Source organism: Streptomyces sp. Inha503, from assembly GCF_047215865.1.
Classification (GTDB): Bacteria; Actinomycetota; Actinomycetes; order Streptomycetales; family Streptomycetaceae; genus Streptomyces; species Streptomyces lycopersici.
Genome location: NZ_CP178360.1, coordinates 9380879 through 9396169 on the forward strand (window position 1 = coordinate 9380879; position 15291 = coordinate 9396169).

The following is a 15291-nucleotide window of genomic DNA, read 5'->3' on the forward strand; positions in this document are numbered from 1 at the left end:
CTCGCGCCCCCCAACCCCTCTCCGCACCCTCCCTCCCCCGAATTCTCCGACGCAGGAGGCCCCACCGTGGCAGACCGCACGCCCCCGCTCTCGGTCGACGAGCTGACCAGACTGGTCGCCGCCGGGGAGATCGACACCGTCGTCCTGGCCTTCACCGATATGCAGGGAAGGCTCCAGGGCAAGCGGTTCGCCGCCCGCTTCTTCCTCGACGACGTCCTGGCACACGGCACCGAGGGCTGCAACTACCTCCTCGCCGTCGACACCGAGATGAACACCGTCGGCGGCTACGCCATGTCCTCCTGGGAGCGCGGCTACGGCGACTTCGCCATGCACGGCGACACCGCCACCCTGCGCCGCACCCCCTGGAACCCCGGCACCGCCCTCCTCACCGCCGATCTCGCCTGGCACGACGGCAGCCCGGTGGCCGCCTCCCCGCGCCAGATCCTGCGCCGTCAGCTCGACCGGCTCGCCGAGCGCGGCTGGACCGCGTACACCGGCACCGAGCTGGAGTTCATGGTCTTCAGGGACAGCTACGAGCACGCGTGGAACACCGGCTACCGCGGGCTGACCCCCGCCAACCAGTACAACGTCGACTACTCCGTCCTCGGCACCGGCCGGGTCGAGCCCCTGCTGCGCCGCATCCGCAACGAGATGGGCGCCGCCGGGATGACCGTCGAGTCGGCCAAGGGGGAGTGCAACCTCGGCCAGCACGAGATCGCCTTCCGCTACGCCGACGCCCTGACCACCTGCGACCAGCACGCCGTCTACAAGACCGGCGCCAAGGAGATCGCCGCCCAGGAGGGCATGGCGCTCACCTTCATGGCCAAGTACGACGAGCGCGAGGGCAACTCCTGCCATATCCACCTCTCGCTGCGCGACGAGGCCGGGCACCCCGTGCTCGCCGACGACGACGGCGAGTACGGCATGTCGAAGACCATGCGCCACTTCCTCGCCGGACAGATCGCCGCGATGCGCGACTTCACCCTCCTCTACGCCCCGAACATCAACTCCTACAAGCGGTTCCGCCCCGGCTCCTTCGCGCCCACCGCCGTCGCCTGGGGCCCGGACAACCGCACCTGCGCGCTGCGGATCATCGGCCACGGCCCCTCCCACCGGCTGGAGAACCGGCTGCCCGGCGGCGACGTCAACCCGTACCTGGCCGTGGCCGGGATGGTGGCCGCCGGGCTCCACGGCGTCGAGAAGGAGCTGGAGCTCCCCGAGGTCTGTACCGGCAACGCCTACACCGGCGGTGCCGAGCACGTCCCGACCTCGCTCCGCGACGCCGCCGAGCTGTGGCGGAACAGCCCCATAGCGCGGGCCGCCTTCGGCGACGAGGTGGTCGAGCACTACCTCAACATGGCGCGCGTCGAGCAGGACGCCTATGACACCGCCGTCACGGACTGGGAGCGCTTCCGGTCCTTCGAGCGCATGTGAGGAACCAGCGAGTGAGCACCGAACACCCCCATGAACACCACATCCTCAACCCGGCCACCGAGGAGGTCATCGCCACCGTCCCCGCCGCCACCCCGGACGAGGTGGCCGCCGCCGTGGCCCGCGCCACCGAGGCGCAGCGCGGCTGGGCCGCGCTCGCGCCCGCCGACCGCGCCCGGCTGCTGCGCCGCTTCGCCGCCGCCGTGGACGGGCACATCGAGGAACTCGCCGCCCTCGAGGTCCGCGAGGCGGGCCACCCCATCGGCAACGCCCGCTGGGAGGCGGGCAACGTCCGCGATCTGCTGGAGTACGCGGCCGGGGGAGCGGAGCGGCTGAGCGGCGCCCAGATCCCGGTGGCGGGCGGCCTCAACGTCACCTTCCACGAACCGCTCGGCGTGGTCGCGGTCATCGCGCCGTGGAACTTCCCCATGCCGATCGCCGCCTGGGGCACCGCGCCCGCCCTGGCCGCCGGAAACGCCGTCGTCCTCAAACCGGCCGAGACCACCCCGCTCACCGCGCTCCGGCTGGCCGAACTCGCCCTGGAGGCGGGCCTGCCCGAGGGGCTGTTCCAGGTGCTGCCCGGGGCCGGGCCGGTGGCCGGGGCCGCGCTGGTCGAGCACCCGGGCGTGGCCAAGGTCGTCTTCACCGGGTCGACGGCCGTCGGCAAGGAGATCATGGCGAAGTGCGCGGCGGGCGTGAAGCGCGTGACGCTCGAACTCGGCGGCAAGAGCCCCAACATCGTCTTCGCCGACGCCGACATCGAGGCGGCGGCGGGCGCCGCCCCCGGCTCGTTCCTCGACAACACCGGCCAGGACTGCTGCGCCCGCAGCCGGATCCTGGTCCAGCGCGGCGTCTACGACCGGTTCATGGAGCTGCTGGCGCCCGCCGTGACGTCGTTCACGGTCGGCGACCCGGCCGACCCCGCCACCGCCATGGGCCCGCTGATCTCGGCCGCCCAGCGGGAGCGCGTACGGTCCTACGTGCCCGAGGACGCGCCGGCCGCGATCCGCGGCGAGGCCCCGAAGGGCAAGGGGTTCTGGTACCCGGCCACCGTGCTGGAGGCCACCGGACCCGGGGACCGCACCGCCGTGGAGGAGATCTTCGGCCCGGTCGCGGTCGTCCTCCCCTTCGAGGACGAGGCCGACGCCGTACGGCTGGCGAACGCGACCGACTACGGCCTCTCCGGCTCGATCTGGACCCGCGACGTGGGCCGCGCGCTGCGCGTCTCGCGCGCCGTCGCCGCCGGGAACCTGTCCGTCAACTCGCACAGCAGCGTGCGGTACGCCACCCCCTTCGGCGGCTACAAGCAGTCCGGCCTGGGCCGGGAGCTGGGCCCCGACGCCCTTGCCGCCTTCACCGAGACCAAGAACGTCTTCATCAGCACCGAGGAGCAGTGACGTGACCGAGACCCCCGTGTGCCGCCGCCTGGTGGGCCGTACCGCCGTCGTCACCGGAGCGGGCAGCGGCATCGGCCTGGCCACCGCGCGCCGCCTGGCCTCCGAGGGCGCGCAGGTCGTCTGCGCCGATATCGACGAGAGCGCGGGCAAGGCCGCCGCCGACGAGGTCGGCGGGGTCTACGTCCGGGTGGACGTGACCGACCCCGAGCAGGTCGAGGCGCTCTTCAAGACCGCCTTCGACACCTACGGTTCGGTGGACGTCGCCTTCAACAACGCCGGGATCTCCCCGCCCGACGACGACTCGATCCTCACCACCGGACTCGACGCCTGGAAGCGGGTCCAGGAGGTCAACCTCACCTCCGTCTATCTGTGCTGCAAGGCCGCGCTGCCGTACATGCGGCGTCAGGGCCGGGGCTCCATCGTCAACACCGCCTCGTTCGTGGCCGTGATGGGCGCCGCCACCTCCCAGATCAGCTACACCGCCTCCAAGGGCGGGGTGCTGGCCATGTCCCGCGAACTGGGCGTGCAGTTCGCCCGCGAGGGCATCCGGGTCAACGCGCTGTGCCCGGGGCCGGTCAACACCCCGCTGCTGAAGGAGCTGTTCGCCAAGGACCCGGAGCGGGCCCAGCGCCGGCTGGTGCACGTACCGGTGGGCCGGTTCGCCGAACCGGAGGAGATCGCCTCCGCCGTGGCCTTCCTGGCCAGCGATGACGCGTCCTTCGTCAACGCCGCCGAGTTCCTCGTGGACGGCGGGATCGCCGGGGCATATGTCACGCCGTTGTAGTCCGGTGCGTAGTCCTGCCATCCGCGGTGTACGGACCCCACCCCTGGCCATAGGCTGACCATGTGACCATGAACACGCCCCCCGGCTGGTACCCCGATCCCGGCTACGCAGGTAACGGCCCCGCCATGGAACGGTGGTGGGACGGCTCGGCCTGGACCGAGTACACGCGTGATGCCTCGGGGTTCGCGGATCCGGCCTTCGGCCCGCCGCCGCCCCCCTACCTGCCGGGGCGGCAGGGGGGACACGGGCACAGCCGGGGCCGGGGCCCGAGGATCGCGGCGCTCTCCGTCGCCGTCGGCGTCGTCGTCGCCGCGATCGTCGGTGGCATCGTGCTGCTGGGCAACGGCGGCGACGGCGGCGGGAACGCCCAGACCGGGCCCGCCCCCAGCACCTCCGCGCCGGACGACGGCGGCGAGCAGGACCCGGACCTCCCCACCCCGGACGACCCCTCGGAGGGGCCCACCGAGAGCCCCAGCGCACCGCCGAGCTACGACCCGGACACCGCCCCGGACCCGGGCAACGGCATCAGCCTGCCGGTGCTCTCCGGTTGGCAGGCGGGGCGCAGCAGCTCCGGCGGCGCGGGCGTCACCACCTCCCGCTACCCCTGCCCGGGCGACCCGTCCACCGACTGTGTGCGCGGCGGCGCCTTCTCCCGGACGGCGGAGGGCTACAAGGCCACCTCCGCCAAGGGCATAGCCAAGGAGGACATCGCGCAGAACGCCGAGGAGTCCTACGGCACCGACAAGGACACCGACCGCAAGGCGTACGGCGGGATCACCTCCCACAAGCAGCTGAAGGCGTCGGCGGTCGAGGTCGCGGGCAAGAAGGGCTATCTGGTCCGCTGGAAGGTGGTGACGAAGAAGGGCGACGACGGCGTCGTGCAGTCGGTGGCGTTCCCCTCGCCCACCATGCCGGGCACGATGGTCGTGGTGCGCTTCGGGTTCGACCAGAGCGACAAGGCGCCGCCGCTCAGCGACATGGACAAGATCGTCAAGGGCATCGAGGCGCTGGCGGGCGACGGCCGGTCCATCTAGCCGCGTTCCCGGCCGCGTTCCAGGCCGTCAGAGGAACGCCGGCCGTTCAGAGGAACGCCGGCCGTCAGAGGAACGTCCTGCCCTCGCCCCGGTACGTCGGCACCTCGGCCACCACCCGGTCCCCCTCGACCAGCCGCAGCGTGTCGAACCGCTCGCACAGCTCACCGGCCTTGGCGTGCCGGAACCACACCTTGTCGCCGATCAGCAGATCGTCGGCGGCCGTGCCCAGCAGCGGGGTCTGCACCTCGCCCGGCCCCTCCATCGAGTCGTACGCGAGCCCCTGGGGCAGATACGGCACCGGCAGCCGGTCCGGGCCCGCCGCGCCCGACGCCGGATAGCCGCCGCCGAGCACCGTCACCACACCCACCCCGGGGCGGCGCACCACCGGCTGGGCGAACAGGGCCGCCGGGCGGCCGCGGAAGGAGGTGTAGTGGTCGAACAGGCGCGGCTGGTAGAGCCCGGACCCGGCGGCGATCTCGGTCACCGCGCCCTCCGCGGCGGTGTGCTGCACACTCCCCGTACCACCGCCGTTGACGAACTCCAGGTCCGCCACGGCCCGCACCGCCCGTACGGCCGCGGCCCGGCGCGCCGCGAGCTCCCGGCGCGCCACGGACTGCATCAGCCGGATGGCGCGCGAGCGCAGCGGGCTCCCGGGCACCGCGTCGCCCACGCCCGCCACATGCCCCTCGTACGCCATCAGCCCGACCAGCCGGAAGCCGGGGCGGTCGGCGATCGCCCGTGCCAGGGCGGCCAGTTGCTCCGGTTCGCGCAGCGGTGAGCGCAGCGCCCCGACCCGCACCCGTCCGCCGAGCATCCGCAGCGAGGTGTCCAATTCCAGGCAGACCCGGACCTCTTCGGTCCCGGCGCGAACGCTGTCGATCAGATCGAGCTGGGAGAGGTCGTCCACCATGACGGTCACGGCCTCGGCGAGCTTGGGGTCACCGGTCAGGGTGGCGAAGCCGTCCCGGTCGGCGGAGGGGTAGGCGAGCAGCACGTCGTCGAACCCCTCGCGCGCCAGCCACAGCGACTCCGGGAGCGTGAAGCTCATGATCCCCGCGAAGCCGTCGAACGCGAGGGCCCGCTCCAACAGCGCGCGGCAGCGCACCGATTTGCTGGCCACGCGGATCGGTTTGCCTCCCGCCCGGCGGACCAGATCCCGTGCGTTGTCGTCAAAGGCACCCAGGTCGACAATCGCCACGGGCGCTTCGAGATGGGCGGTGGCCCGGTCGTACCGGGCCCGGTCAGCGGCGGCAGCGGACATGCACGCAGCTTGCCAGACCGCTATTACCACTGGGTAGAGGGCGGCCGGTGCGCAGGGCACCCGGCTGGCCGTAGAGTGTCGCGCACGCCACGACCGGCAGGTCAGGGGCGGGTTGTCCGTATACGGGCCCGCCTGCCCGAAAGGCGGTGCGGTGGCGCGGCGAACCGGACGGAGCCAGGTGAAGCAGGTCTCGACGGGTGCGAGGGGGTGCAGGTGAGCACCGACGCGGAACAGGCGCACTCACCCCACGGCACGCCCCCACCACGCCCCGCACAACCCCCGCGCACGGCGCCCGAGCGGCCTTCCACGCCCCCGCCGCGCCCCGCCAACGCGCCCGGGTTCACCCCGGATCCGGAGACGCCCGTCCTCGGCGTACGGGCGAAGGCCCCGTTCTCCCCGGGCACCGCCGAGGCGTCCGGCACCCGGCTGCCCCCGCGGCCCTCGACACCGCCGCGCCCGTCCGTGCCGCCGCGCACCGGCGGGCTCTTCGCGGTCGGCGGGCTCTTCGCGGTCGGCGGCGGCCGGCGCCGTCCCCCCAGCCGTACGGCGGCCGCAGCCGCGAGTCTCGTCCTCGGACTCGGGCTGCTCGGCGGGGCGGCGGCCGGAAGCTGGCTGGGCGACGACCCCGGTGCCCCGCCGTCCACCGCCGACACCTACGCCCACGCCCGCTCCGCCTGGCACAGCATCCCCGTGGACGACCTCTTCCCGCGCACCCTGCGCGGCAAGGGCGAGGGCCCCGGCGGCGCCGACCGCGTCTGGACCCGGATAGCCGTCGCCCCCGACAGCAGCTGCGGCGGCGGATTCGATCCGCTGCTCGCCAAAGCGCTGGCCCCGGTGGGCTGCAAACGGCTGGTGCGCGCCACGTACACCGACGCCACCAGCACCAGCGTCACCACCGTCGGAGTGCTGATCACCACCTCGGGACCCACCGGAATGCGGGCGCTTCAGCAGCGCTTCGCCACCGAGAAGCTGGACGAGCGCACCGATCTGATGCCCCGCACATACGCCGCCAAGGGCACCGCCGCGGCCGGTTTCGGCGACGACCAGCGCGCCAGCTGGCGGATCCGGATCCTCACCGACGCCCCCGCCGTCGTCTACACCGTCACCGGCTTCGCCGACGGCCGTGAGGTCACCGATCCGCAGTCGGCGGGCGAGGCGACCCAGCGCGGCGCCACCTCGGCCCCCGCGCAGTCCGGTCTGGGCAACGACGCCCGGGGCATCGCCGACGCGATCGAGGCCGGATTTCGCCGGGCCCTGGCCACGTTCACGGAGACCACCTCATGACCGGGATCGGGCGGCGCATCGCCGTGGCCCTCGCCGCCGCCGGACTGACCCTGGTGCCCGCCGCGCCCGGATACGCCGACGGCATACAGGCCCAGGAGTGGGCGCTGGACACCCTCCACGTCCGCGAGGCGTGGCAGACCACCAAGGGCTCCGGGATCACCGTCGCCGTCCTCGACACCGGCGTCGACGACGGCCACCCCGACCTCGAAGGCCAGGTGTTGCCGGGGAAGGACCTCATCGGCTTCGGCGCCCGGCGCGGCGAACGCGCCTGGGCCCGCCACGGCACCGCCATGGCCGGGATCATCGCCGGACACGGCCATGGCGCCTCCGGCGGCGAAGGTGTGCTGGGCGTCGCCCCCAAGGCCCGGATCCTGCCGGTGCGGGTGATCCTCGAGGACTCCGATCCCGACCGTAAGAAGGCCCGCTCGAGCCGTGGCGGCGCGCTCGCCGCCGGGATCCGCTGGGCGGCCGACCACGGCGCCGACGTCATCAACCTCTCGCTCGGCGACGACAGCGCCTCCGCCCACCCCGAGGCCGCCGAGGACGCCGCCGTGCAGTACGCGCTGCGCAAGGGCGCGGTCGTGGTCGCCTCCGCGGGCAACGGCGGCGAGAAGGGCGACCGGGTCTCCTACCCGGCCGCCTACCCCGGGGTGATCGCCGTGACCGCCGTGGACCGCTACGGCTCCCGCGCCGCCTTCTCCACCCGCCGCTGGTACGCCACCGTCAGCGCACCCGGCGTCGACGTGGTCATCGCCGACCCCGACAAGCGCTACTACGAGGGCTGGGGCACCAGCGCGGCCGCCGCGTTCGTCTCCGGCTCCGTCGCCCTCGTCCGCGCCGCCCACCCCGACCTGAGCCCGCGCCAGATCCGCGGGCTCCTCACCAGGACCGCCCAGGACGTCCCGGAAGGCGGCCGCAGCGACGACCTCGGCGCGGGCCTGGTGAACCCGGCGGCCGCGATCACCGCGGGCGGCAAGCTGAAGCCCGAGGCCCAACGGCCCGCCGCGGCCGCCTCCCCGAACCGCTACTTCGGCAACGGCCCCGGCCACACCCAGGGCGCCCACGACGACTCCGGCCCCAACCAGATGGCCCTCCTCGCCGGGCTCGCCGGCACGGCCCTGGTCATCGCCGCGATATCCCTGTGGCGCGGCTCGGGCCCCCTACGGGTGCCCCCGCGAGTGCGGGCGCTGCTGACGGGGCTTACGGGGACGCGTACGCGCTGAGCGGCGCCCGGCCGCGGCGATGCTCGGTGAAGGCCCCGCTGTGGGTGCGCTGGCGACGGGTTCCGTCGGCCCTGAGCGGCGCCCGGCCGCCGCGTCGGTTCGGGCCCGGTCCGGGCGCCTGTCCGTGGAGATGCGTGCGCGCTGAAGCACGGCGGCGGCTGCCGGGGCGGCGCGGTGGGCGGGCCGGACGCCGGGCCTCGTGGGGTGCCGGGCCGGGGCACCGCAGCGATCGTCGGCTGGGGGCACGGCGGCCGTCGGCCGGGGGCACCACGGCGGCCGTCGGCTGAGGGCGCCGCGGCGGCCGTTGGCCGGGGGCCGTTCCGGAGCGGGCCGGTCAGTCCGATGCGTGCGCGGCGGCCGTCGCCACCGCCGTACGTGCCACCTCTTCCACCAGCGCCACCCCGCCCTCCCGATCGGCATTGCCCTCGGACAGCACCGCGATCAGATAGGGCCGACCGTGTGCCGTCACCTCGCCGACGCTGTTGATGACCCACAGGCCGGTGGCGTCGAGGGGCATCCAGCCGTTCTTGAGCCGCGGCCCGGGGCCGGTGCCGTCCGCGGCGGCCGAGACTCCCCAGGCCTGACCGGCGGTGACGCGGCCCATCAGCGTCCGCAGATACGCCTGGGAGCGCGCGCTCAGCGGGGAGCCGTCCAGGAAGACCGCGCGCGCCAGGGCCAGCTGGTCGGACGCGGTGGTGTGGGTCAGGCCCCAGCGTCCGCGGTCGTCGGCGTGGGTATCGGTCAGCCCGAGCCTCCCCAGCGCGGCCTCGAGGCCGCTCGACCCGCCGATCGGCCCCCACAGCGCCGTCGCCGCGTCGTTGTCACTCCGCTCGATCATCACGGCGGCGTACGCGCGCTCCTGAGCGGTCAGCCGCCGCCCCTCGTCCTGCGCCCCGAGCAGCAGCGCCGCGAGGATGCCGACCTTGATGACGCTCGCGGTGGCGTACGAGCCGTCGCCATGGAACCCGCTCGCCCCCGACCCGGGCTCCAGGAGGGCGACCGAGAAGTCCGCGGCGGAGCCCGCGGCCACGGGCGCGAGCGCGTCGGCGAGCGCGCCGCTCAGTCCGCTCAGCCCGTCCGGGCCGCCGTCGTTCGCGCGTTCCACGCCGTCTCCTTCACTGCCGCCCCTGCCCCGGGTGGGGGTGCGGGGACCTCGGTCTCCTCGCTGTCGATACCCTCGTGGCGTGGCGCTCAAGAACATTCCCGACCCCGGCTTCTCCGGCGACGACGGCTCCGCCGACCCCCGGCTGACCGCGGCGCTCGCCGCCTGGGCCGATGACCGCTCGGCCGAACCGGAGGTGCTCGCCGCGCTCACCGACGCCCGCCTGCTCGTCCCCGTGGTGGCGATCCTCGGTGAGGCTGAAGAGGGGCCCGATGGGCTGCGCCGCGACAAGACCAGCGATATGGCGGTGCCCACGCTCCAGGCCCCGGACGGCCGGCGCGCGCTGCCCGCGTTCACCTCGCTCGAGACGCTGGCCCGCTGGCGCCCGGACGCCCGGCCCGTGGCCGTACCGCTGCGCCAGGCGCTGGAGGCCACCGCCCATGAGAAGGCGGACACACTGGTCCTGGACCTCGCGGGCCCGGTGCCGTACCAGCTGACCGGGCCCGCGCTGCTGGCCCTCGCCGAGGGGCGGACCAGCGCCGATCCGCTCGCCGACCCGGCCGTGACCGACGCGGTGCGTACCGTGCTGGCCGCCGAGCCGGAGGTGCTACGGGCCCATCTGGCCCCGGCGGCGGACGCCGACGGGATGCTCGCGCTCGCCCTGGCGCCGGAGGCGCCCGCGCGCGAGACGGCGCACCGGGTGGCGGGCGCCCTGGCCGCGGACGAGGTGCTGCGGGCGCGGCTGGTGCGCGGGCTGACCCTGGCGCTGCTGCCGCCGGACGCGAACGTCCCCGGCGAGCCGCTCTTCAGCCGCTGAGGGCCGGGCCCGGCTCCTCCCCATTCGGACCAACAGGCGAATCCTCCCGATTCCGCCCACAATGCTTAGGCGACTGGCGGTCGGAATCTGCGTGAGGAGAGCGCCATGGAGACGAGAACGGTCGTAGCGGAGTTCATCGGGACCGCGATGCTGGTCCTCTTCGGAGTCGGCTCGCTGGTCCTGGCGGGCGACTACATCAACGCCCTCGGGATCTCGCTCGCCTTCGGCTTCACGCTGATCGCGATCGCCTTCGCGTTCGGACGCATCTCGGGCTGCCACATCAACCCGGCGGTGACCCTCGGCGTGCTGCTGGCCAGGCGCATCGACATCCGTACGGCCGTCCAGTACTGGGTCGCGCAGTTCGTCGGCGCGATCGTGGGCGCGGCGATACTCTTCCTGCTCGCCAACCAGGTGCCCCGGCTCCAGACGGCCGGTGCCTTCGGCAGCAACGGCTACGGCGGCCGCTCACCGGTGGGTATGGGCGCGGGCGGGGCCTTCCTCGCCGAGGTGCTGCTCACCTTCCTGCTGGTCTTCGTCTTCCTCACGGTGACCCACGCGGTGCCGATGGTCGGCGCCGAACCGGTTCCGGTGGGCCTCGCCCTCGCCGCGGTCAATCTGATCGGCATCCCGCTGACCTGGGCCTCGGTCAATCCGGCGCGCAGCTTCGGCCCCGCGATCTTCGCGGGCGGCGATGCGCTGGGCCAGCTGTGGCTGTTCATCGTGGCGCCGCTGGTCGGCGGGGTGCTCGCCGCGGCGGTGCACCGGTTCACCCATCTCCACCCGGCGGGCCGGGCCGAACAGGAGGAGGCGCATCCGCCTCCGGCGACCGGGCCGTGGGGACGCATGCGCGGCGGCCACCGCCCCGAGGCGGGCGGCCCGGAGACCAAGGGCCCGGAGACCAAGGGCCCGGAGGCGGCCTGAGCGAATGGGGGCGCGGACGGCCCGAGTCGATGCCGGGGCCCGGCCGTGAGCCGTGGGCCCGGCCGTAAGGGGGTGGCCGGTCAGTCGAAGACGGCACTCGGTCAGCCGAGGAAGGCGGTCGGTCAGCCGAGGGCGGCGGTCGGTCAGCCGAAGACCGGGCCGGTGAACTTCTCGCCGGGCCCCTGCCCCGGCTCGTCCGGCACCACCGACGCCTCGCGGAAGGCGAGCTGGAGGGACTTCAGACCGTCCCGCAGCGGGGCCGCGTGGAAGGAGCTGATCTCCGTGGCGCTGGCCGTGACCAGCCCCGCCAGGGCGTTGATCAGCTTCCGCGCCTCGTCCAGGTCCTTGTGCTGGGGTCCCTCCTCGGCCAGGCCCAGATTGACCGCGGCGGCGCTCATCAGGTGCACCGCGACCGTGGTGATCACCTCGACGGCGGGCACATCCGCGATGTCCCGGGTCATCCGGTCGAAGTCGGGGGCCGGCGGCTGCCCGGCGTTGGCGTCGCTCATGGTGGTCGGGGCTCACTTCCTGATGGACGGTGTGCCCCAGCCTAGGCGTCCGCCCGGCACCGTACGCACGGGGCGGGTGAGTTCACAGGAACGGGAGGAGCGACGCGATGGGTGAGCATCCCGCGCGGGTGCTGGTATCGTAGATAAACGACCGGCCGGTCACCTGTGTGTCCGGCCCACAAGTGGAGGCTCCACGCTCCCACCTCCCGGCCCATGGTCGGCAGGTCATCGGTCAGGCTGCGCCCCGCGGTGATATCGCGGCGGTGCTCCCGGTCAATGAGGAGCCCCGCCTGTGTACCGTCCGGGGCGCTTTGTGCGTCACGGCGCGGTGGTCTCAACCGATACAGACTTACGCGGCAGTCCGCCAGGCGGTCGCGTGGTGCAACCGAGGAGGATCCATCAGCGCCGAGCCCCGCATCAACGACCGGATTCGCGTCCCCGAGGTGCGACTCGTCGGTCCCAGCGGCGAGCAGGTCGGCATTGTGCCGCTTGCCAAGGCCCTGGAGCTTGCGCAGGAGTACGACCTCGACCTGGTCGAGGTGGCGGCGAACGCCCGTCCGCCGGTCTGCAAGCTCATGGACTACGGAAAGTTCAAATACGAGTCGGCCATGAAGGCCCGTGAGGCGCGCAAGAACCAGGCGCACACGGTCATCAAGGAGATGAAGCTCCGGCCGAAGATCGACCCGCACGACTACGACACCAAGAAGGGTCACGTCGTCCGGTTCCTCAAGCAGGGCGACAAGGTCAAGATCACGATCATGTTCCGTGGCCGTGAGCAGTCCCGGCCCGAACTGGGCTACCGCCTGCTACAGCGGCTCGCTGAGGACGTCCAGGAGCTGGGCTTCGTGGAGTCCAACCCCAAGCAGGACGGGCGCAACATGATCATGGTTCTCGGTCCGCACAAGAAGAAGACCGAGGCGATGGCCGAAGCCCGCGAGGCGCAGGCCGCCCGAAAGGCGGAGCGCCAGCAGAGCGACAGCCCCGCTGAGGAGCCCGCCGAGGCGTGATGGGCGAGGCGTGAGCCTCGACCGCCCACCCGGAGCCGCACGGCCCCGGAGACCAACCGAAACACATGACGCTTCCGGACGCCCGGATCGCGGTGACCCCCGCGCCCGACCGCCTGGACAGCGCCCTGACGAGGAGAGACGGCGACATGCCGAAGAACAAGACGCACAGCGGTGCCAGCAAGCGCTTCAAGCTCACCGGCTCCGGCAAGGTGGTGCGCCAGCGCGCCGGTCGCCGCCACCTTCTCGAGCACAAGCCGTCCACGCTGACGCGCCGCCTGGCCGGAAAGGTCGAGATGGCCCCTGCCGACGCCAAGAAGATCAAGAAGCTTCTCGGCAAGTGACGCCCCTGCCCCGCTTCGGCGGGGTGCGGCGAGCGCCAGACCGGGACCCACCGGGACCTATTCGTTTCCGGGCCGCGTGAGTCACCCGCGGCCCCGTACAAGGAGTTAAACAAGTGGCACGCGTCAAGCGGGCAGTCAACGCCCACAAGAAGCGCCGGGCGATCCTCGAGCAGGCCAGCGGCTACCGGGGCCAGCGCTCCCGCCTGTACCGCAAGGCCAAGGAGCAGGTCACCCACTCTCTGGTCTACAACTACAACGACCGCAAGAAGCGCAAGGGCGACTTCCGTCAGCTGTGGATCCAGCGCATCAACGCCGCTGCCCGCGCCAATGGCATGACGTACAACCGCTTCATCCAGGGTCTGAAGGCCGCGAACATCGAGGTCGACCGCAAGATTCTGGCGGACCTCGCCGTCAACGACGCGAACGCGTTCGCGGCGCTGGTGGAGGCCGCGCAGAAGGCGCTGCCGAGCGATGTGAACGCGCCGAAGGCCGCGTAACCGCTGCGCTGAGCATTGCCGAGTGGACCCGCAGGTGAACGCACCACCTGCGGGTCCGCGCATGTGGGTGCCCCTTGGGGCTCGCCCCCCCGGCGGCGGCCCCGTGGGGCTCCGCCCCCGGTCGCGGCCTCGTGGGTTTCGCCCCCGGAGTGCGGCCCGGTGACGGTGGCCGGGGTGTGCCCCTGGGGTCTCGTCGCCGGGTGCGGCCCGGTGGCCGGGTTGTGCCCACCCGTCCCTCCCCCAGCTACCGCTGGGATGTGCCCCCTCCGCGGGACGATTGCCCACAACCGGGGTGCGTTCCGCTCTGCGGGATGGCGGCTCCGCAGCTTCGTGCGGCGCTGCCGCCGCGGGGCTTGCGGCGGCGCGGTCGGTACTGCCTCCCCGGGGGCCCGGGGGCTTGCCTCCGGTTTCGGGGAGGGGCGGGGTGGGGGTATTCGCTCCGCGAGGCGATGCCCGCGGCTGGACGCGGCGCTGCCGCTGCGGGGCTTGCGGCGGCGCGGTCGGTACTGCCTCCCCGGGGGCTGGGGGTTTGCCTCTGGTTTCGGGGAGGGGCGGGGTGGGGGTATTCGCTCCGCGAGGCGATGCCCGCGGTTGGACGCGGCGCTGACGCCGCGGGGCTTGCGGCGGCGCGGTCGGCACTCCCTCCCCGGGGGCCCGGGGGCTTGCCTCCGGTTTCGGGGAGGGGCGGGGTCGGGGTAACCGCTCCGCGGGACGATGCCCGCGGCTCGGCGTGCCGCTGCCCCGGCGGGACTGCCCGTGGCGTGGGCGGCCCCTTGCCGGTCCCGGCCCCTTGCCATCACCACATCACACGAGAAAGCGCACGCACCCCATGGCCACCCCCGAATTGACGTCCCTGCGATCGCCACGCGTCACCGCGGCCCGCCGGCTCGCCAAGCGCAGCTTCCGCGGCAAGGAGCGGCGGTTCATCGTCGAGGGGCCGCAGGCCGTACGGGAGGCCATCGCGCATCTCGTGGAGGTGTACGCCACCCCCGAGGCCGCCGAGCGGCACCACGAGATCCTCGACGCCGCCCGCGCGGCGGACATCCCCGTGTTCTCCGCGACCGACGACGTCGTCGCGGAGATGTCCGACACGGTCACCCCGCAGGGCATCGTCGGGCTGTGCCGCTTCCTGGACTCGCCGTTCGAGGAGATCCTGGCCGCCCGGCCGAAGCTGGTCGCCGTGCTCGCGAACGTCCGCGACCCCGGGAACGCCGGCACCGTGCTGCGGTGCGCCGACGCCGCCGGGGCGGACGCGGTGGTGCTGACGGACGCCTCCGTGGACCCGTACAACCCCAAGGCGGTACGCGCCTCCGTCGGCTCCCTCTTCCACCTCCCCGTCGCCGTCGGCGTGCCCGTCGAGCGCGCGGTGAGCGGGCTGCGGGAGGCGGGGGCGCGGGTGCTGGCCGCGGACGGGGCGGGGGAGCGGGACCTGGACTCGGAGCTGGACGAGGGGCTGCTGGGCGCCCCCACCGCCTGGATCTTCGGCAATGAGGCATGGGGCCTGCCGGAGGCTACCCGCGCACTCGCGGACGAGGTGGTGCGCGTTCCGATTCACGGCAGGGCCGAGAGCCTCAACCTCGCCACGGCCGCCGCCGTGTGCCTCTATGCCTCCGCTCGTGCGCAGCGCGCTCCCGCAGGGTGCCGCTCCGTCACATCGACCTAGTAGGGTTGCCCCCTCTGGGA

The 15291-nt window shown here is 73.5% G+C and carries 15 protein-coding genes; 12 read left to right on the plus strand and 3 right to left on the minus strand.

Going from position 1 to position 15291, the window contains the following annotated elements:
- Positions 1 to 66: 66 nt before the first annotated feature.
- From ACJX2R_RS39775 to ACJX2R_RS39790, 4 genes are all read left to right on the plus strand, one after another.
- Complete coding sequence (locus tag ACJX2R_RS39775; protein WP_413104034.1) at positions 67 to 1434, plus strand: glutamine synthetase family protein; 1368 nt, start codon at positions 67 to 69, stop codon at positions 1432 to 1434.
- Positions 1435 to 1445: 11 nt separating this feature from the next.
- Positions 1446 to 2828 carry an aldehyde dehydrogenase family protein gene (locus tag ACJX2R_RS39780; RefSeq protein WP_262700840.1) on the plus strand — a complete coding sequence of 461 codons (1383 nt, stop codon included), beginning with the start codon at positions 1446 to 1448 and terminating at the stop codon, positions 2826 to 2828.
- A 1-nt stretch (position 2829) separates the two neighbouring features.
- The gene (locus ACJX2R_RS39785) at positions 2830 to 3612 is read left to right on the plus strand and encodes a 3-oxoacyl-ACP reductase (protein WP_413104035.1); all 783 of its coding nucleotides are present in this window, start codon (positions 2830 to 2832) and stop codon (positions 3610 to 3612) included.
- Positions 3613 to 3680: 68 nt separating this feature from the next.
- Positions 3681 to 4646, plus strand: coding sequence for a DUF2510 domain-containing protein (locus ACJX2R_RS39790; RefSeq protein WP_413104036.1), 966 nt, complete (start codon positions 3681 to 3683; stop codon positions 4644 to 4646).
- A 64-nt stretch (positions 4647 to 4710) separates the two neighbouring features.
- Here ACJX2R_RS39790 and ACJX2R_RS39795 read toward each other — a convergent pair whose 3' ends face one another.
- On the minus strand, positions 4711 to 5907 hold the full coding sequence (locus ACJX2R_RS39795; RefSeq protein WP_413104037.1) for an amino acid deaminase/aldolase: 1197 nt from the start codon (positions 5905 to 5907) through the stop codon (positions 4711 to 4713).
- 213 nt (positions 5908 to 6120) lie between these two features.
- Between ACJX2R_RS39795 and ACJX2R_RS39800 the strand changes: the two genes are divergently transcribed.
- Together ACJX2R_RS39800 and mycP are read left to right on the plus strand one after the other, a co-directional pair.
- Positions 6121 to 7191: a hypothetical protein gene (locus ACJX2R_RS39800; RefSeq protein ID WP_413104038.1), complete on the plus strand. Its 1071-nt coding sequence runs from the start codon at positions 6121 to 6123 to the stop codon at positions 7189 to 7191.
- Entirely contained in the window at positions 7188 to 8414 is a 1227-nt protein-coding gene (mycP, locus tag ACJX2R_RS39805) for a type VII secretion-associated serine protease mycosin (RefSeq protein WP_413104039.1), read from the plus strand. The genes ACJX2R_RS39800 and mycP overlap by 4 nt, the downstream gene beginning before the upstream one ends.
- A 334-nt stretch (positions 8415 to 8748) precedes the next feature.
- On the opposite strand, the gene ACJX2R_RS39810 is transcribed toward mycP, so the two are convergent.
- Positions 8749 to 9519 carry a serine hydrolase gene (locus ACJX2R_RS39810; RefSeq protein ID WP_413104040.1) on the minus strand — a complete coding sequence of 257 codons (771 nt, stop codon included), beginning with the start codon at positions 9517 to 9519 and terminating at the stop codon, positions 8749 to 8751.
- 79 nt (positions 9520 to 9598) lie between these two features.
- On the opposite strand from ACJX2R_RS39810, the gene ACJX2R_RS39815 reads away from it, so the two are divergent.
- A complete protein-coding gene (locus ACJX2R_RS39815) occupies positions 9599 to 10333 on the plus strand; it encodes an SseB family protein (RefSeq protein WP_413104041.1) in 735 nt (244 codons plus the stop codon).
- A gap of 105 nt (positions 10334 to 10438) precedes the next feature.
- A complete protein-coding gene (locus ACJX2R_RS39820; RefSeq protein ID WP_413104042.1) occupies positions 10439 to 11254 on the plus strand; it encodes an aquaporin in 816 nt (271 codons plus the stop codon).
- A gap of 143 nt (positions 11255 to 11397) precedes the next feature.
- On the opposite strand, the gene ACJX2R_RS39825 is transcribed toward ACJX2R_RS39820, so the two are convergent.
- Positions 11398 to 11763: a DUF1844 domain-containing protein gene (locus ACJX2R_RS39825; RefSeq protein WP_014056105.1), complete on the minus strand. Its 366-nt coding sequence runs from the start codon at positions 11761 to 11763 to the stop codon at positions 11398 to 11400.
- Between the two features lie 341 nt (positions 11764 to 12104).
- Between ACJX2R_RS39825 and infC the strand changes: the two genes are divergently transcribed.
- From infC to ACJX2R_RS39845, 4 genes are all read left to right on the plus strand, one after another.
- On the plus strand, positions 12105 to 12770 hold the full coding sequence (gene infC, locus ACJX2R_RS39830; RefSeq protein WP_262701006.1) for a translation initiation factor IF-3: 666 nt from the start codon (positions 12105 to 12107) through the stop codon (positions 12768 to 12770).
- A 146-nt stretch (positions 12771 to 12916) separates the two neighbouring features.
- Positions 12917 to 13111, plus strand: a complete 195-nt coding sequence (rpmI, locus tag ACJX2R_RS39835; RefSeq protein WP_020867203.1) for a 50S ribosomal protein L35 — start codon at positions 12917 to 12919, stop codon at positions 13109 to 13111.
- 113 nt (positions 13112 to 13224) lie between these two features.
- Positions 13225 to 13608 (plus strand): 50S ribosomal protein L20, encoded by a 384-nt coding sequence (rplT, locus tag ACJX2R_RS39840; protein ID WP_009713826.1) that lies wholly within the window; start codon positions 13225 to 13227, stop codon positions 13606 to 13608.
- 829 nt (positions 13609 to 14437) lie between these two features.
- The gene (locus tag ACJX2R_RS39845) at positions 14438 to 15271 is read left to right on the plus strand and encodes a TrmH family RNA methyltransferase (protein WP_413104043.1); all 834 of its coding nucleotides are present in this window, start codon (positions 14438 to 14440) and stop codon (positions 15269 to 15271) included.
- The last annotated feature ends 20 nt before the right edge of the window (positions 15272 to 15291 follow it).